Raw genomic sequence first — 17,568 nt, 5'->3', positions numbered from 1 at the left:
TCCTGCTTCCGGACGCGAGGAGCCCTCCCATCATGCTGAAGGTCCATCACCTCTCCGAATCCCGCTCGCAGCGCATCCTCTGGCTCCTGGAGGAGTTGGGGCTCGACTACGAGGTCGTCCGCTACGAGCGTGACCCGAAGACGGGGTTCGCTCCGCCGGAGCTCAAGGCCGTCCACCCGCTGGGCAAGTCGCCGCTGGTGGAGGACGACGGCCGGGTGCTGGCGGAGTCCGGCGCCATCATCGAATCGCTGATCCGCAAGCATGGCCAGGGCCGGTTGTCGCCCGCGCCGGAGGACCTGGACCGCTACACGCACTTCCTGCACTACGCGGAAGGCTCCGCGATGCTGCCCATCGTGCAGCTGCTCTACGTGAAGCGGCTGGGCGACGCCGCGGCGCCCATCAAGCCGCGCATCGACTCCGAGCTGAAGAACCACCTGGACTACCTGGAGGGGGTGCTTCAGGGCCGTGAGTACCTGGTGGGCAACGGGCTGACGGGCGCGGACATCCAGCTGAGCTTCGTGCTGGAGGCCGCGAAGTCCTTCCGTTTGCTGGCGGCGCTGCCGAACCTCACGGCCTACCTCGACCGGCTCCATGCGCGCCCCGCGTACCAGCGGGCCCTGGAGCGGGGCGGGCCGTACAAGATGGGCCGCTGAAATATGATTTTTCGGTCGCGACCTGACCCGCCTTCGGCCGACCTGGTATTGGCATAGCGGAGAACTTACTGATTGGCGGTTTGCCAACGACGTAATGGCAGAATGGCTTCGAGCAATAGTTGCTGCATTTCTCGTAGGTGCCGACAGGCCGACCAGACGCAATTGCGAAACCATAACCCCGCTCATTGGCCCGGCGGTTGAGGTGCTCAGCTCAGATGATGGACATTCGGCTCAAGTCATTGAGAGACCCCCATGCTGCATCGGCGTATTGCGGAATGGGCTTGCTACGTTGTTGCATAGGCAGGCGGCTGTGGAAGATTGAGTTCCTCCGAGAAAAGCCGAATCAGCCGACGGCGTACATTCATGGGCAGAAGTGACTCCACCTCGATTCTGATTATCTTGCCGAAACGCGCGGAGTAGACGCCAAGGTTGTTTATTGTCGGGGAAGGAGTTACGCCGTCGACCCCACCCAACTCGGAAAGAGCAAAATAGCTGGCGAGCTGTTTGAAGTATGATTGAGAGAACAGGGGGTTGCTTGTAGTCTTTACTTCAATCAACGTGTCATCCAGGACTAGGTCTGCGTCGGCCCCCCCTATGGCGCGAGATGCCTTTCCAAATGTCGGATTGAGTATGCAGGTCTCTGTGGGGTTGAGCATTTCGGGGGGGATGATTTCGAAGAGGCTTTGAAGTTCTTTCATGTCTGAGAGGTATACTTCCCCAAAGTTGTTGTCGAATTTCCCTGAGCGGACAAGGATGTCTGTCTGTGCGAGCCTGATTGTTGAGATTAGTGTGTTTTTGCTGAGTAGCCCCGAGTGGAGGTACTCGTGGTGCTCAGACTTCGCCTCGGCAATGAATTTTCGTACCAATGAGAAGATTTCAGGCGAAATGGTGTTTCTGCTGGACGCGCCCTTGGCCTTCTTGAGGGTTAGTGCCTCTGTCGCAACCCAATCGCGAGTCTTGGCGCCTTTGAATCTTCGTTCCAATTCGAATCGAAGCAAGTAGTCAAAGGCGGAGCCCAGAAGTGTGCGGCGCTCAGAGGAGCTTGAGGGAACTAAGGGGCGATTGCCAAAGAGAGGACTTGGGGGGAATCGGAGCAGAAAGTTGAGTTCGTCGTCAATTTTCTGAGATTGAAGAAATTTTGTTAGGCTCATTGGGACTTCGGCTCTGGTGGTCTGTTTGAGGCTCAGTGCCGGATTGGTTGTGCCTCATGAAGAAGGACTGTTGCGATTGGCAATTCTTCCTGCTCCGTGTTGACTTGCTGCTCTTCGTAAGAGACTCGCGATGCGAGCAAAGCTTGGAACGCGGCCTAGGTTTCGATCAGTTGAGGTTAGCCAGGACTTGGGCTTTCCGTAAGGAGAATTGGGCGGTGTGGCTAGACCTCGCCCTGTGATGTGCTCAATAAGGAGCTTTCGCTGCCGCAGTGATGTGTGAATTGTGTGTAAAAGCCAGCCGTCAAGGGCACCAAGCTGGCTTGTGTCGTTTACTAGCGGGTAGAAGCTCATTAGACCTTGATAGCGCCTCTCAGGGGTGTCCCCAGTGAGATATTTGGCGAGCCGCTCTTCCGTAAGATCACCGTATAGGTATCTGCGTATTTGGCCGATCATTACAAAATAGTCTAGGTCTCCATGGTGATGATTGATCCGTTCTAGGACAATGTTCCCACGTTTGGGTTCTTCCAGTAGGTTTGAATATATGAGTCTTGCGATGTGGGTCTTTATTCTGTCGGCAGATTCTTCGCGTATGCTTATATTTTGGTGGCTTAGCGTGTGTCCCAGGTAGTCTACAGAATGTGCGCAGTCGAACTCGGATGGTTCGCCTTCCGCGACGAGAAGTCGAATTCCTTTTGTTTTTGATGGGTTGATCTGTACGCCCATCTCAGTTCCTGCGGCTGCCAGCGCATCTACTGCGCGGCATAGTTCCCCATAGTCATCCGACCAGATTAACGTGTCGTCTGCGTATCTTGCGAAGTCAACGCGCAATTGCTCCAGTCGACGGTCCAGGGGATATGCGGCAATATTTGCCAGGAATAGAGAGATGGAGAGTCCTTGTGGGATGCCCATCTCACGGGGGTGACTTTGGTTTAGTGAGTAGGTGCTTGTGGGGTGGGTCGTATTTTTGAGGAACTTCCAGATTGTCTTCTTTTCCTGTGGAGTGATGTAGAAACGCCGATCGCTTAGTACTCGTTCGAGATGCTCGTGAGATAGTGAGTCGAAGTATTTTTTGAAATCGTACTCGGCAATGAAGATCCGTCTTCGGCCGGTTATGCTTGATGAGAGGTGTAGAATGGCGTCGTGAACGTTGATGTCTGTTCGGTAGGCGAATGAACGAGAACTGAAGCGGCCTTTGTTCTTTTCAGATAGTCTGAAGAAAATTAGGCGAGCTACTGCTTGGTCGGCTATCTGGAACACCGAGACGTCTCTTGTGTTTCCATCATCTTTGGGGACTTGGTAGCTCACTGCCGGCCGAGGCTCGTAGTAGCCTGTCTTGAGTGCTTTGTTGACGGCATAGGCTATCTTTGGTGCGTGTTTCCGAATATGATATGGGTTGAATCCGTCATGGCAGTCCCAGTATTCCGGTGTGTAGATGGTCTTCGATACACTTTGGCCTGAGCGGCGTTCGCGGCGGTGAACATCTTCTGCCAGGTTGAACGCATATTGTTGGTGGCGGGCCACCAGTTTCTCAGCCTCATCAGTGATTGCCTCAAGGATTTTTTCGCTCATGAGATTGCGGGACGAATGTAGGCCTTAAAAGAAAAGAGGCCGGCGATTTCTCGCTAGCCTCTGTTCCCGACACTTTGACGGGGAAATTACATCTCACGCGGCGCTCTCAGTGACCCAAGAGTCTGCTGTCCCAATGCGAATGTGCCCACTCGCATCAGGTATGTGCCAAACTGTCTTCATTCCTTCGGAATGTCTGCGGAATTTATTCCAGGCCAAGAGCCTAGGCAAGCACGATGGACAAGGGGAGTCGGTGCTTTCGTAGTGAGAGGGAGGGCGAGAGCAGGCGAACCAGCTGCTTGGGCTCAGTGCTCTTGGGCTTGGAGCTACGAGCTGTGCCTAGTTCTAAGGTTCAGAGTTGACTTTCGTGCGACGCCTCGCGCAGGCGGGGCGGCACGTGGGGCCCGAAGACGGGCGGCTCCTCCGACGGCACGTATTGGGGAGCGCGCTTCAGCGGCGAGATGCCCATCCAGCGATTGAGGGTGGCCTTCGCCTGCGCCTGCTGGGGCGCCGGGAGCAGGCCGATGCGCGCGCCGTGGTTCCCACCTTCCACCGTGTACAGGTAGGAGTCCTGCGAGTTGCCCAGCACGTAGGCCGCCGCCGTCCACGGGTCGTAGCTGCCGTAGATGAACATCAGGCGCTGGCCCTGGGCGGACACCCAGTCCTGGATGTCCGGCATCGCGCTGGGACGGAACTCCAACGGGATGCCAGGGGGCGAGTACACCTCTCCGGTGTCGGTGTCCGGGAAGTGGATGAGCACTCCCAGGTGCTTCTCATAGGGCTGGGGCCAGCCCAGCTCCACCGCAGCCTGGTAGTAGTAGGCGGCGTAGGGGCCAATGCCCTGGTCCGAGAACGACCTCATGCCCACCTGGCCGTCCATCGCGTCGAACAGCTCCTGGTCCGTCGCGGTGGTGGCGGGGATGCTCCCGGTGCAGCTCGACGCGCCGCTGTACTGCCAGAAGGCGAAGTAGGTCTCGATGACGGCGTGCTCCAGCACCAGCTCCCGGCCCAGCTGGGAATACGTCAGTTCATTGCTCGCCGCGTAGGCGTCCACGAGGGCGAGCATGCTCTCCCGGCGCGTGAGCACTTCACGCTGGAAGGCCCACAGCCGCTCGCGGCAGGCCAGCTGCGCGTCGCCGCCCACGGTGTCCTGGAACGTCACGAAGCGCTCGTCGTTGCGCAGGGCGATGGGCGCCACGTACGCCACGGTGGCGTCCACGTCATCCGGGTGGAAGCGGCGGAAGAACACCACCGTCTCGCCGCCCTTGCTGCCGCCGGTGGACACCCACTTGCCGGTGTAGATGGGCTTGAGCGCCTGGACGATGCGGTGGAAGTCATCCGCGGACTGGCGGATGGTGAGCTGGCTCCAGTCCGCGGGCGACGGGATGCTCGGCGGGAAGAAGCGGTGCTCCACGGCGACCTGGTTGGCGGACAGGAGCTGCGTGGGCTCCGAGCGGCCGGTGCCGGTGGAGACGTTGTAGCCGCTGGTGGAGAGCACCATCGGGCTGGCGTCCGCCTTGTGCATCAGCGTCAAGCGCTGCTCGAAGCGCTGACACTCCGGGTGGGCGTGGTCCGACGGCTGGTTGTATCGCAGGACGAAGTGCCGGTAGCCCGCGGGGACACTGCCGCCGGTCCGGTCCTGGTCCACGATGAGGCCTGGGATGGCCTCCAACCGGGTCCGGATGTCCAACGACGTGTTCTGGATGACGCTCAGGTCCGGGGGCGTGTCGACCCAGCCGCTCGGGGTGCACGCCACCACGCCGCCGTCGGTGCCCGCATCGGCCTCCGTGCCGGCATCGCTCTCCGTGCCCGCATCGGAGCCCGCGTCCACGTCCGTGCCTGCATCGGAGCCCGCGTCCACGTCCGTGCCTGCATCGGAGCCCGCGTCCACGTCCGTGCCTGCATCGGAGCCCGCGTCCACGTCCGTGCCTGCATCGGTGCCCGCGTCCGCGCCCGCATCGGGGCCCGCGTCCGAGCCGCCGTCCACGGTCTGGGTGCCGCTGTCGGGACGCGGCTCGTTCGGTTCGTCATCGCCACAGGCGACCGGTCCCCCCAGCAGCATGAGCAGGGGGACGAGCGACGCCAGGCGGGCCAGGCGCGACGGCTTGGAGGGCTGGGAGAACAGGAAGGGTTTCATCGGTCCGCGGTCCTCGGCGACCGCGCCCGCCGGGCGTGTCCCGGCGAGCGACGGTGCTCGATTGCGGATTCCAGCCTCAAGGCCGCTGCATGTTCAAGGGGGCCGCCCCCGTGAGGTCCTCCACGCTGTCGTAGAGGAGCTGCCCGACGTAGTTGAAGTTGTGGGCCCAGGCGCCGGGGTCCTTCTTGCTCAGCTGGTAGTTGTGGGCGGCCTTCACGAGCGCGGGCGTGAACGGCGCGAACGCGTTGGCGGAGACGGACTCGGTGGCGCTGCAGGCCCCGTTCTTGTCCGTGTCCTTGAAGAAGTACGGATTGACGTCGCCGTTGTAGCAGAGGCCGTTGCTCGTCACCCCGCGCATGGCGGTCAGCAGGCGTGCGGCCATGCCCTCCACCTCCGCCTCCAGGGACTCCGCGGTGTTCCCGTCGCCGTCGTAGTCCGACAGGTGGACGAGCCGGATCTGCTCCGCCGAGCTCTGGTCCGCGTGGCACGTCTCACAGCGCTCGTTCCACGCGTCCTGGATTCGGAAGGTGTGGTTGCTCTTGCCCGGGACATGGCAGCTCGTGCACTGCACCCCGCCCATGTGCGTGAGCCGGCCCGCGTAGGTCTTGTTGGGGTACTCGTAGCCGATCCGCGCCAGCGTTCCTTCGCGCGTCCCCGCGGCCGGCAGGTAGTGCACGTTCTGGAAGCGCGGCGTGCCTCCCGCGCTCAGCGCCGTGTCGATGGTGGCCTTGGACGCGCGGCCGATGTGGCAGTTGGCGCAGAGGTTGTCCTGGCCCGGCAGGTTCACCGTCTTGCCGTCCGGCAGCCACGTCTGGGCGGGGACGAAGACGTCGTAGTCCGGTTCGAAGTTCTCGTGGCAGGTGGAGCACTCCAGGCCGTTGGCGGTCTCCGGCACCAGCTGCCCGACCCCGTACTGCACGAAGAAGCGGTAGCCCTGCGCGCCGCTATGGCAGCGCGAGCAGCTGGCCTGGACGGTCTCGCTCGAGTCCCAGTTGCGCGCCGCCTTGCTGGCGCCGTTGAAGTGGCCCGGATCGTTGCGCACCAGCAGCGACGTGTCGAAGGGCACGCTCAGCGCCGTGTTCAACGACTGGGTCGAGTCATGCAGCAGCTGGATGATGTACTTCGCGTTGTGCGCGAACGCGCCCGGGTCCACCCGGGACAGCTGGTAGTTGTACGCCGCCTTCTGCAAGCGGGGCGTCCAGCCGGCGAACGCGTTGGTGGCGGTGGCTTCGGCTGGATTGCAGGTCCCGTCTCCGTTGGTGTCCCGGAACCAGTAGGGGTGGGCGTTGCCGTAGCAGAGGGGCCGGGCCCGCTCCGCGCCGTACCGCTGGATGGCGGCGAGCAGCCGGTCCCTCAGGCCCTGGATCTCGTAGTAGATGCCCTCGGTGCGGTTGTGGTCCCCGTCGTAGTCCTGATTGCGCGAGGCAATCTGCCGGATGTCCCAGGCCTTCGTGACGTCGGTCACGCCGGGGTGGCAGGTGGCACAGGCATCCCAGCGGACCCGCGTGGTGTGCGGGTCATGGCACTCGTTGCACTTGTCGAAGCTGGGGACGTGGCGGAAGCGCGAGTCGTAGACCTGATCCGCGTACTGATAGCCGCCCGCGGCCTGACTGGCGAAGAGCGTCGCGCCCGCGGGGTAGTAATGGATGTTGGTGAAGCCCAGGGCGGGCGAGGCGGTGTCCTCGCCCACCACGCCCGCGTCCGCGACCTGCGCGTCGATGTCCCTGCCCGCGGCGCGCCCCTGGTGACACACCACGCACCTCGCCTCCGGGCCCAGGCCGGTGACCTGCTTGCCCGAGGGGAAGGTGACCGCGGTCAGGCTGGAGGCGGCGCTGTCGTGGCACGTCTCGCAGCGGACCACGGACTGCGTCGGCGCGGGGGCGTCCACCCTGCCAGGGGCGGACCCGTCACCGCCCAGGAAGTCGATGTAGCCCTCCGAGCTGTGGCACCGCGCGCAGCTGGCGGGGACGAGGCCGTCCTCGTTCCAGTGGGAGAAGGCCTCGGCGGTGGTGTCCGCGTGCGGAGAGCCTGACCAGGCGAGGTAGTAGGGCACCTGGTTGGGGTCGACTCCGCCGTCGCCCGCGAGGCCTCCCATCACCACCACCACATGGCGCGCCTCCAGCCTGGAGCTCGCGCCGGTGACCTTGATGGTGGTCTCTCCCGCGCCCACGCCCGTCACCTGCCCGGAGTCGTCCACGGTCGCGATGGCCGGGGCCTCGCTCTCCCAGTGGTATCCGTCGTCGGTGGCCTCGCGCGTGGTGACCGTGAGCTGGATCGCCTGTCCCACGAGCACCGAATGCGGGCCGTCGGTGACGAGCTCCGGGTGGGGCGTCTCCAGTTTGGCGCAGGCACTCAGCGCGCAGGTCAGGAGCAGCGGTCCAGCCAGGAGCAGGAGAGGTCGTCTCATGGGGGACTCCTCGGGAAGAAAGTGCGTCATGGTTGAGCGCCTCCGGAGATCCACGCGAGGAGGGTCTGGTACTCCGGGGTGCCCTCCCCATAGACGGCCCCGCCGCCGTGGCCCGCGCCGGAGGACTTGCGCAGCAGCCGGCTGGCGGAGGGATTGGAGGTGTCCGTGAGGGAGATGGCCGCCGCGTAGTCCGCGTCTGCATCGCCCGTCAGCAGGAAGGAGGTGCTGCCAGCGGCGCCCCCGCTGCGATGGCAGCTCTGGCATCCGGTGGTGAGGAGCGGATGGACGTCGCTCGCGAAGGACACGGCGCCTCCTCCGTCCCCTTCGCCACCGCCGTCGGTGGGGAGCGCACCGGCGTCGGCGGCGACGGGGCCACGCTCGAAGTCAGCGCAGCCAACTGCCAGCGCGAACATCGCGGTGAGGACCGCGGCCCGTGTCTGGATGCGGGAGTCAGAACTCATACGCCACCACCAGCCGGGTGAAGTCGTCCGGCGTTTCGTCTGTCTTTTCCAGGTTCCAGAACTGGAAGAGGCCTGCGCTCAAGCCCCGCCACCGCGCGACCACGCCCACGTTGTGGCCGGAGGCGTCCTCCCGGGTGAGCGCGTTCGAGTCCAGGATGAGGCCTCGCCGGTTTCCGAAGGTGCGCAGCCCCTGCCGGTACTGGATGTAGAGCCAGTCCGTGGGGTGGTAGCGCAGCTGGAGGTAGCTGGCGAAGTGGTAGGAGTCCGCGCCCGGCCCGCCGTAGCCCTCCGCCTCTCCCCCGGAGACATCCGCGCGCAGCAGCCCGGCGCCCAGCGAGAAGTGCTCCAGCACCGGAAGCCCGCGCGGACGCCACACCGCCACGTCCAGCGCCTGGAGGAACAGGCGGCGCCCGAACCCCAGCGAATTGAAGTAGGGCGAGTACCACACGTTGATGGGGCCCCAGGAGCCGCCAAGCCTCGCCCCGACGCCCAGGCGGGTGTCCTCCAGCGGTGCCAGGTCCGACTGGAGGTTGAGCACCGCGTCCGCGCGCTTCAGCCGGTAGCCGGAGATGACATAGGCGTCGCCGGAGAAGGCGATGGGCCCCATGCGGCGCTCCACGTTCACCGTCAGCCCTTCGCGGGCGAACACCACCGGAATCACCCGCTGGTCGAAGCCCGCGAGCCCTCCGTAGCTGTGGTGGAAGAGCGGATCCGCGCCGAAGGGCACCAGGATCTTGCCCCCCTTGGCGAACACCTTCACCGGCCAGGACGCCCCGTTGATCCGGTAGCCCACCTCCCAGAACTGGAGCGAAAGCATCTCCAGGGTAAGGGTCACCGGATCCTCGGCGGACTGTCGCGTCAGGAAGAGGAAGTGGTGGTAGCTGCGCAGCGCGCTCTCGCCCTCCGACTTGAAGGGGTGGTCGTTGTAGTTGACGCGCTCGTAGTTGAGGTCGAAGCGTCCGTTCAGGCTCAGCGAGCCGAGGACCGGGAAGGTCCCCAGCGGCACGCCGCCGTGAGGGCCCGTCGGCGCGTGCGGGCTGGCCGGGGTGGACGGCGGTGCCGGGGGCGCCACGGCCGTCCCGGGCTGGGTGGGCGTGGGCGGAGCGGTGGTCACGGCGGCGTTCGCGGTGACGGGTGCGTTCGTCCCCACCGCGCCCGCGTCAATCCACCGGGCCAGGAGCGACAGCTGCGCGCTGCCCGGCTCCCACACCGCGCCGCCCGGGTGCGAGTCGCCCTTCGCGCGCTGGTACAGGATGCTGCTGGCGGCAGTGCCGGGCACCACCAGGGGCTCCACCGAACGCAGGTGCTGCTCCGGATCCGCGTGGGTCACGTAGCGGCTGGCGCCGCCCATCCCGTCCGAGGCATGACAGCTGGAGCAGTCCGCCAGCAGGGCCTCGTGCACCTGGGGGGCGAAGCGCGGCGCGGCCGAGGCGTCCCCGGAAGGCGGGCCGGCGCTCGCGGACGCGGATGGCGCCGGGTTGGAGACGGAGGGCGTGGCCGCGACGGGCGCGGTGGGCGCTGGACTGGAAACAGGATGCGCGGCCGCGGGCACGCTGTCGTGGGAGGGATGCGGAGCGCCAGGGCTGGCCGCGGTCGTGCCGCCGCGTGCCTTGCCGGGCGGGGCGCCTCCTTCAATCCACCGCAGGATCGTCGCGTACTCCGCCGACTCCACCGCGAAGACCTTCTTGCCTCCGTGAAGCGTGGTGCCGGTGCCCTTCTTGAGCAGCGGGCTCTGGGCGGCGGTGGCGGGCTGCACGAAGCGCAGCGTGGCCTCGTAGTCCGCCGGCTCGCCCCGGAGCACCCAGCGGGACCGGGACGCCATTCCCTCCGGGCCGTGGCAGGACCCGCACTCCTTCTCCAGGATGGGCCGCACGTCCTCCGCGAAGCCCGGCACGCGGGGCCGGTTCGCGCTGGCGGGCGTCCGCGCGGTGGGCGCGGATGGGGGCCCGGCGGCCTCCGTGGGAGACGGCGTTCCCGCGTCGGGCGCAGCCTGCGCGGGGGGCGGCTTGATTCCCAGCCGCTCCTGGAGCTGCCGCCGCTTCTCCTCCTGCGACTGCGCCCGCGCGGGGCCTGGGACGGACAGCACCAGCGCGCAGGCGAACAGCGTCCAGGTGCCCAGGTCAGCGACGCGCATGGCACGCCTCGCATTCCATGGTGCGCCAGGCCCTGGCGGCCTGTCCGTCATGGCAGCGCCCGCAGTAGCGGCCCTCTCGCATGTCCTGATGCGTGAAGCCCAGCCGGGCCTGCGGGAACGTGCCGGGGTGGCAGCTGTAGCAATACATGGAGCCATGCCCCCAATGGGAGAACAGCGCCGGAGCGGGCGCGGCGCGCTCCTTGAGCGGAGGCAGCCGGACGTCCTGCGGCGAGTTCACGGCGAAGATGGGAGTCGTGAACAGGAGGAGGGCGACGAGCCCCACCCGCCACCGTCCCCCGCGAAGGAGGACGGACGCGGACGGCCCCGAGGCGTCGGACGCGGAGCGCCTCATAGGGCCTTTTGCTCCTTCAAGATCTTCCAGACCGTGACGCCGTAGAGCAGGACCCCCAGCAGGACCCCGGGCACGCCCACGGCCGTGGAGATGACGAAGGTCAGGGGCGTCCAATAGAGGAGGGCGAACAGTTGGATGAGCAGCCCCGCCAGGACGAAGAGGGCCGCCACGCGGATGCGCTTGTCGTGGCTCATGGACGCGGCCGCTCCGGCAGCCAGAAGTTCTGGGCCTTCACGCCCTCCAGGTCGTGCGCGAGGTCATGGCAGCTCAGGCACGAGCGGGCCCCGCTCTGGAGCTCCGCCTGGAGCTCCCGGTGCGGCCCGGTCTCCAGGTAGCCGCGCGCGTCGTTGTGGCAGTGGAGGCAGTTGTAATTGGGATACGGCTGATAGAGCCGGGGCTCCGGGGGGATGGTCCCGAAGTAGTGGACCCAGACGTGCCTCAGGCCGTTGAGCTTGGCCTTCGCGTCCCCGAAGAGCGCGTAGTCCGTGTGGCAGGAGAAGCAGGTGGAGTCGCGGTTGATGAGCCGCTTCTGGTAGTGGACCGCGGCCAGGGCGTTGGGGTTGTCCACGAACAGGCTCTGCCCGTAGCGCTCCATCTCGTGGCAACCCATGCAGAACTGGGTCTGGCTCGATTCGCGCACGCCCACCGCGACCCCGGCTCCGCTGACGGCCAGCGGGAGGATGGCCAGTCCTCCGAGCAGCACCAGGCGCCCCAGCCCGTTCGCGGTGAGGTGGCCAGCGGCATGGGCAATCATCCCCACGAGCACGGCCACCGCGCTGACAATCACAATCATGAGGGTGGGCAGTGGAGCCTCCATGGAGTCTGGGTCGTGACAACCGTGCAGTGAGGCGATTCAGGAGCGCTGGGGGACCCGGAGGGCCGCCGCAACGGCGTCTCGCGCTACCGGGAGGGCTCCCCGGCGGAGGGCGGAAGGGGGATGGGCTCCACCTGCGCTGTCTGCCCGTCCACGCGCAGGTCCAGGGACTGCTGGCCCGCCGGCGAGGCGTACCGCAGCCACCAGGACGCCTCCCCTTGCTTCGCCATCACCAGCTCCAGGGCCTGGTCCTGGCTCCGCGCGAACGCGGCCCCCAGCCTCACCGCCTCCTGATAGCCCACGGTGAGCGCCACCGAGGTGGGAGGTGGAGGCAGCGGGGGCGAGGGATCCGCACGCGTCTGCATCGAGGACCCCGCGCACCCCGCGGCGCTGAGGGCGGCGAGCAGGACGGCGCGGCGCAGGGAGAGCGAAGAGGTCATGGTCGCTGGCTCGAACGGAGGGGAGGAATGAAACCTGTCCGGCCTTCGACACTGCATGCCCCGTACCGGAGTGGACTCGTGCCCTCCGTGGAGGTGGGCCCGGGCGCGGGTGCGCATCCCGCCTGGGTGTCCCGGCGCAAACCTTGCGCGAGCCGGCGGCATCCCGCGCATTCCTTGCGGCGCGCGGAACCCGGCCTGCCCCGGCCGCACACTCTGTCTGGCCGTGAGGGGGGCGGCGGCGCGCGGCTTGAGTCCACCCCGCGCGCGGGGTAGCCACGTCCCGTCACGTCTCCCTGGAGCCCTCCATGAAGCCCCTGCTGCTGGCCGCGGTCCTCGCCGCCGCGCCCGCCACCCCGCAGAAGTCCCCGGCGCCTGACGCCGGCCTCACGCAGGCCGCGCAGCCCTCCCTCACCGTGCCCGGAGGGAAGTTCCTCCGCGCCCGCTCCGGCAACACCGCCGTGGCCCAGATGTTCGCGCCGGGCATCGCGGAGCTGTCACTGGCGGAGAAGCGCGTGGCGTGGTCCCTGACGCTCGCGGCGCACGCGGGCGAGGACATCGCGTTGGATCAGCTCGGTTGGAAGCTGGTGCCGACGAAGCAGCTGCTGGAGGGCGTCTGGCTCTTCGGTCGCGACGCGCAGAGCTCCGCGTCCGGCTTCGACGCGAAGCTGGCGGACTACCTGCTGCGCTTCTACGGACACGGCGGCAACCACGACAGCACCACCGGCCAGAAGTTCGTCCCGGCCTTCACCGCGGAACAGCTCGCGGCCGGCGCTTCCCGCGCACTCAAGGCCGGCGCGCCCTGGACGGTGAAGGACGACGCCGCGCTCCAGTCGTGGCTCCAGGACCTGACGCCCACCCTCTTCGACGCGGCCTTCGAGCCGCAGCTCACCTCCAAGGCCCCGCCGCCGGGACAGGACCTCCTCACCGCGTCCTCCAACACGGCCTATGGCCCCGGCGTGACGGAGAAGGACCTGGTGGGCTTCAAGGAGAAGTACCCGCTCAACTCGCGCGTGGTGAAGCAGGACGGCAAGCTGACGGAGCAGGTGTTCCGCGCGGGCACGCCGGACGGCAAGGTGAAGCCGGGGCTGTACGCGAAGGAACTCTCGCGCGTCATCGCGCACCTCCAGGAGGCGATGAAGTCCGCCGAGCCCGCGCACAAGGCCGCATTGGGCAAGCTGGTGCGCTACTTCCAGACGGGCAGCCCCAAGGACTGGGACGCGTACAACATCGCGTGGCTCAAGGTGGACCCGAAGGTGGACGCCAACCTGGGCTTCATCGAGACGTACGTCGACCCGCGCGGCCACAAGGGACAGTGGGAAGGGCTGGTCAACTACCGCGACACGGCGGAGAACCAGATCATGGTGCTCATGGGCCAGAAGGCCCAGTACTTCGAGGACCGGCTGCCCTGGCCGCAGAAGTACCGCCGCAAGAAGGTCTCGCCGCCGGTGGCCAAGGCCATCAACCTCATCACGTCCAACCCGGAGCCGCCCGCGGGCATCAACCTGCCCAACGAGCAGCACATCCGGGAGAAGTACGGCAGCAAGAGCGTGATGATCACCAACGTCATGGACGCCGCCTCCGCCGTGACGCGGCTGCCCCTGGCGCTGGAGTTCTCCCGCACGGCGGAGGACCGCGAGCAGGCCCAGAAGTACTCCGTCACCGCGCGCAAGTGGCTGGTGGCCTTCCACGAAGTGCTGGGCCACGCCTCAGGCCAGGTGGATCCGAAGTTGAAGGGCCAGTCCCCGTCCGTCTTCCTCAAGGAGTACGACAACACGCTGGAGGAGGCGCGCGCGGACCTGGTCGCGCTGTGGCACGCGTTCGACCCGGCGCTCGCGGAGCTGTCGCCGGACCACGAGGCCATCGCCCGGCAGATGTACCGGGACTTCCTGGTGGAGGGGCTCACCAACCTGCGCCGCGTGGAGACGGGCAACGCCTTCGAGGAGGACCACCAGCGCGGCCACCACATGACGGTGACGTTCCTGGAGGAGAAGGGCGCGGTGAAGCAGGTGACGGAGAATGGCCGCACCTACCTGGTGATTCCGGACTACGCGAAGATGCGCGAGGCCGTGGGCGAGCTGCTCTCCAAGCTGATGGTCATCAAGGCCACCGGCGACTACGAGGGCATCCGCGCGCTGGTGCAGGAGAAGGGCATCCACTTCGACCCGAAGCTGCGCGACGAGGTCGCCCGCCGGGTGAAGGCCGTGGACGTGCCCACGGTGCTGCTGCTCAATTCGCCGCGCGTGGTGCCGGTGCTGGACGCGAAGGGGGCGGTGGTGGACCTGAAGGAGGACACCACCCAGGCCTTCGTGGATCAGCACCTGGAGCGCAGCCTGCTGGGCCGGCTGTCCCCCGCGGAGGCCAGCCGTGTCGCCGCGCAGGTGGCGGGCTCGCCGGACGGGGTGCGCGAGGCCTTCAGGGAACTGGGGCCGGAAACGGCTCCGGCGCCGACCCCCGCGAAGAAGGGTGCGGCGCCGGTGAAGTCCACGCCCTGAGCGGGGCTCAGGGGCCGTCAGTGGTTGGACGGCGTGTCGGTGTCCGTGATGGGCGTGCCGGACTCCGTGGTGAGCACGACATGCTGGGAGCCCGGCTGGATGGGGCCTCCCGGCGAGGCCGGGTCGCCCATCCGTCCGTTGGGCCGGCCGTAGTCGCGCTCGTAGATGCGCACCACGGAGAGGAAGAAGGCGACGATGAGGGGCCCCAGCAGCAGGCCCACCGCGCCGAACGCCGCCAGGCCGCCCAAGAGGGCGAAGAAGACGATGGCGCCGTGCTGGTTCATGCCCTTCCGGGCCAGCAGCGGCTTGACGACGTTGTCCACGAGCCCCACCACGACGACGCCCCAGATGGCCAGGAAGAGGGCCGCCCACGGGTGGCCGCTGAGGAACATCAGGCCCGCGGCGAAGAGCACCACCACCGCGGCGCCCACGGCGGGGATGAGGGCGAGGAAGAACGTGAGGCCCGCGAAGAACAGCGGCGCGGGCACCCCCACGATGAGGAAGCCGATGAGCGCGACCGCGGCCTGGACGCCCGCGGTGGCGATGGTGGAGACGAGCACCGACACGGAGGTGCTCTTGAACTCGCGCAGCAGCTCCCGCGTCTGTCCGCGCCTGAGCGGCGACACGCTCTCGATCCACTGCACCAGCCGCGCGCCGTCGGTGAGGAAGAAGAAGAGGGCGATGAGCATCATCGTCAGCTGGAGGATGATGGTGCCCGTGGCGGCCACTGCTCCCGTCACGGCCTTGGCGGCGGTGCCCCCTTGGGTCGTCATCTGCTCCTGGAGCTTCTGGTCCAGTTCGGCCTGCTCCAGCGGGAGCCGCTCAATCAGCTTGCTCACCGGGCCCTGGATGCCGCTGGGGAGCTTCTCCACCAGGCCCGTCATCCCGTCCTTCTGCACGGCCTCTGTCACGAAGCGCGCGCCCTCGGACACCTCCGCGACGACGAAGGCGGTGAGGCCGCCCAGGGGCAGGAGCAGGGCCAGCAGGATGCCGGTGACAATGAGCCCGGAGGACACGTTGCCGTGGCCGCGCAGCCGCTTCTTCAGCCGGGTGTGCAGTCCGTAGAAGGTGCCCGCCAGCACCGCCGCCAGGAAGAACGCCTCCGCGAAGGGCCGGATGACCAGGCACAACAGGACGATGGACAGCAGGATGAGACCCACGAAGACGCGTCGCGATACCTGATCGGAGGCCATGGCCTTGCCAAGTTAGGGAGCCGGACCTGTCGGCGGGAGCCTGCCCGGCCGGATTGTCCCCAGAACATTCCCCTCGGCCCGGCAGCCTGCCTGCTCACGGGGCTTGGGAGCGGCGGAGGGGGCGCTAGAGTGCGCGCATGCCGCCCTTCGACTCCGCCCGCTTCACGCTCTGGCTTCCGCAGCTCCTGTGCGCCGCCTTCCTGGCCATCCTCTTCCTGCAGTCCGGCCTGGACAAGGTCGTGGACTGGAAGGGGAACCTGGGGTGGCTGACCGGCCACTTCTCCAAGTCGCCCCTGAAGGGCGTGGTGACGCCGATGCTGGCGGTCATCACCCTGATGGAGCTGGCGGCCGGTGCGCTGAGCGGGGCGGGCGCGGTGGCGCTGCTGGTGAACGGCAACCCGTTCTTCGCGTACCTGGGCGCGGTGCTCTCCGCGGTGTCGCTGCTGGCGCTCTTCTTCGGTCAGCGCATGGCGAAGGAGTACGCGGGCGCGGCGGTGCTGGTGCCGTACTTCATCGTCGCGCTCGCGGGCGTGTACCTGCTGCGGCTGGCGTGAGGCCGGCCCTTTAGAGCACCTTGCGCGAAGGCATGATGGCGTTGGCGGACAGCAGGCCCGCCGCCAGCGCCACCGCGACCATCAGCATGGAGAAGGCCGTGTCCACGCCGGCCACCACGTCGCGCTCCAGCAGCGACGCGAGGCTGCGGAAGCCCACGCTGCCGGGGACGAGCAGCATCAGCCCCGGCACCACGGTGGTGACGGCGGGCCGGTTGCGCAGCCTCGCCAGCGCGTTGCTCCCGATGCCCAGCAGCAGCGCGCCCGCGAAGGCGCCCAGCTGAGGCCCCAGCAGCAGCGCTCCCAGCCGTGCGCCCATGAACGCGGCGGCGCCGGCCAGGGCAATCCATCCCCAGTCGCGCGGCCGGGCTCGGAAGAGCACCGCGATGGCGAAGCCCGCCACCACGAGCGCGGCGATGGCGACCCCCGGGGGGAGCACCGCGGGCAGGGCCGGCGTGGGCATGGGCACGGGAGGCAGCACCGTGGCCACGCGGCTGCCCAGGGCCGCGCCGAAGCCCAGCTGGAGGAAGATGAGCGCGGCGTGGGTGAGGCGCGACGTGCCGGAGATGAGGTTGCGCGTGGCCACCTCGTTGACGGCGATGGTGAGCGTGAGGCCGGGCAACAGGACGATGAGGCCCGCGAGCGTGGCCACCTCGCCGTGCAGCGGGCCGAAGAAGTGGGCCGCGAGCCCCGCGAAAGCGGCGGACAGCACGGCCGCCACGGGCTCCAGCACGCGGGCGGTGGTCGGCTGCTTGTGGGTCAGCAGGTCCAGCGCGCCAATGGCCAGGCTGCTGACGCCGGCGACGCCCATCTCCTTCCAGCCGCCGCCAAACAGCAGCGCCGCGGAAGCGCCCGCCAGCATCCAGCAGAGCAGCTGCAGGGCGGGGCCGTAGCGCGGAGGCCGGGCGAGGATGTCCTCCACGCGGCGCGCGCCCACCGCGGGCGTGAGGCGCCCGTGGATGACGTCGTCCGCGAGCATGTCCAGGAGGATGAGGCGCTCCAGGTCCATGTCGCCGGGCTCCACGCGGATGAGGCTGGTGCGCAGGTCCTCGGGCGGGCCGAAGGAGGCGAAGATGGAGGTGGGCGTGGAGAAGAAGCGGGCCTCCAGGCCCAGCCGCTCGCTCACCTTCATCATCAGGCCCTCCAGGCGGTGGGCGGGCGTGCCGTGCCGGTGCAGGGCGTGGCCCAGGCGCAGCACGAAGGCCACCGCCTGTCTC

The 17,568-nt window shown here is 67.4% G+C and carries 15 protein-coding genes; 3 read left to right on the top strand and 12 right to left on the bottom strand.

From position 1 onward, the window contains the following. The first annotated feature begins 32 nt into the window (after positions 1-32). Positions 33-653 carry a glutathione S-transferase family protein gene (locus tag D7V77_RS10325; RefSeq protein ID WP_120576119.1) on the top strand — a complete coding sequence of 207 codons (621 nt, stop codon included), beginning with the start codon at positions 33-35 and terminating at the stop codon, positions 651-653. A gap of 284 nt (positions 654-937) precedes the next feature. Here D7V77_RS10325 and D7V77_RS43230 read toward each other — a convergent pair whose 3' ends face one another. From D7V77_RS43230 to D7V77_RS10285, 10 genes are all read right to left on the bottom strand, one after another. Next, on the bottom strand, positions 938-1,636 hold the full coding sequence (locus D7V77_RS43230) for a hypothetical protein (RefSeq protein ID WP_147452033.1): 699 nt from the start codon (positions 1,634-1,636) through the stop codon (positions 938-940). 222 nt (positions 1,637-1,858) lie between these two features. Continuing rightward, a complete protein-coding gene (locus D7V77_RS10320; RefSeq protein WP_120576118.1) occupies positions 1,859-3,373 on the bottom strand; it encodes a reverse transcriptase domain-containing protein in 1,515 nt (504 codons plus the stop codon). A 349-nt stretch (positions 3,374-3,722) separates the two neighbouring features. After that, on the bottom strand, positions 3,723-5,507 hold the full coding sequence (locus D7V77_RS10315) for a S28 family serine protease (RefSeq protein WP_233596792.1): 1,785 nt from the start codon (positions 5,505-5,507) through the stop codon (positions 3,723-3,725). Between the two features lie 76 nt (positions 5,508-5,583). After that, positions 5,584-7,914 carry an Ig-like domain-containing protein gene (locus D7V77_RS10310; protein WP_158624374.1) on the bottom strand — a complete coding sequence of 777 codons (2,331 nt, stop codon included), beginning with the start codon at positions 7,912-7,914 and terminating at the stop codon, positions 5,584-5,586. Between the two features lie 26 nt (positions 7,915-7,940). Beyond that, positions 7,941-8,375 (bottom strand): hypothetical protein, encoded by a 435-nt coding sequence (locus D7V77_RS43665; RefSeq protein WP_158624373.1) that lies wholly within the window; start codon positions 8,373-8,375, stop codon positions 7,941-7,943. Then, the gene (locus D7V77_RS10305; RefSeq protein ID WP_120576092.1) at positions 8,365-10,509 is read right to left on the bottom strand and encodes a hypothetical protein; all 2,145 of its coding nucleotides are present in this window, start codon (positions 10,507-10,509) and stop codon (positions 8,365-8,367) included. Before D7V77_RS10305 ends, D7V77_RS43665 begins: the two co-directional genes overlap by 11 nt. Then, the gene (locus tag D7V77_RS10300; protein ID WP_120576091.1) at positions 10,496-10,861 is read right to left on the bottom strand and encodes a c(7)-type cytochrome triheme domain-containing protein; all 366 of its coding nucleotides are present in this window, start codon (positions 10,859-10,861) and stop codon (positions 10,496-10,498) included. The genes D7V77_RS10305 and D7V77_RS10300 overlap by 14 nt, the downstream gene beginning before the upstream one ends. After that, positions 10,858-11,055, bottom strand: a complete 198-nt coding sequence (locus D7V77_RS10295) for a hypothetical protein (protein WP_120576090.1) — start codon at positions 11,053-11,055, stop codon at positions 10,858-10,860. The genes D7V77_RS10300 and D7V77_RS10295 overlap by 4 nt, the downstream gene beginning before the upstream one ends. Continuing rightward, entirely contained in the window at positions 11,052-11,654 is a 603-nt protein-coding gene (locus D7V77_RS10290) for a NapC/NirT family cytochrome c (RefSeq protein ID WP_158624372.1), read from the bottom strand. Before D7V77_RS10290 ends, D7V77_RS10295 begins: the two co-directional genes overlap by 4 nt. Before the next feature lie 107 nt (positions 11,655-11,761). Further along, a complete protein-coding gene (locus D7V77_RS10285) occupies positions 11,762-12,115 on the bottom strand; it encodes a hypothetical protein (protein WP_120576088.1) in 354 nt (117 codons plus the stop codon). Between the two features lie 305 nt (positions 12,116-12,420). On the opposite strand from D7V77_RS10285, the gene D7V77_RS10280 reads away from it, so the two are divergent. Next, on the top strand, positions 12,421-14,607 hold the full coding sequence (locus D7V77_RS10280) for a peptidase (protein ID WP_120576087.1): 2,187 nt from the start codon (positions 12,421-12,423) through the stop codon (positions 14,605-14,607). Between the two features lie 17 nt (positions 14,608-14,624). Here the strand turns inward: D7V77_RS10280 and D7V77_RS10275 are convergent, their stop codons facing one another. Continuing rightward, the gene (locus D7V77_RS10275) at positions 14,625-15,800 is read right to left on the bottom strand and encodes an AI-2E family transporter (protein ID WP_120576086.1); all 1,176 of its coding nucleotides are present in this window, start codon (positions 15,798-15,800) and stop codon (positions 14,625-14,627) included. Between the two features lie 137 nt (positions 15,801-15,937). On the opposite strand from D7V77_RS10275, the gene D7V77_RS10270 reads away from it, so the two are divergent. Then, complete coding sequence (locus tag D7V77_RS10270; RefSeq protein WP_120576085.1) at positions 15,938-16,354, top strand: DoxX family protein; 417 nt, start codon at positions 15,938-15,940, stop codon at positions 16,352-16,354. A 10-nt stretch (positions 16,355-16,364) separates the two neighbouring features. Here the strand turns inward: D7V77_RS10270 and D7V77_RS10265 are convergent, their stop codons facing one another. After that, on the bottom strand, positions 16,365-17,558 hold the full coding sequence (locus tag D7V77_RS10265; RefSeq protein ID WP_233596795.1) for a threonine/serine exporter ThrE family protein: 1,194 nt from the start codon (positions 17,556-17,558) through the stop codon (positions 16,365-16,367). Positions 17,559-17,568 lie beyond the last annotated feature (10 nt).

Source organism: Corallococcus sp. CA041A, from assembly GCF_003612075.1.
Lineage (GTDB): Bacteria > Myxococcota > Myxococcia > Myxococcales > Myxococcaceae > Corallococcus > Corallococcus exiguus.
The sequence above is the reverse complement of the archived record's forward strand: the minus strand, read 5'-3'. Positions and strand labels throughout refer to the sequence as shown.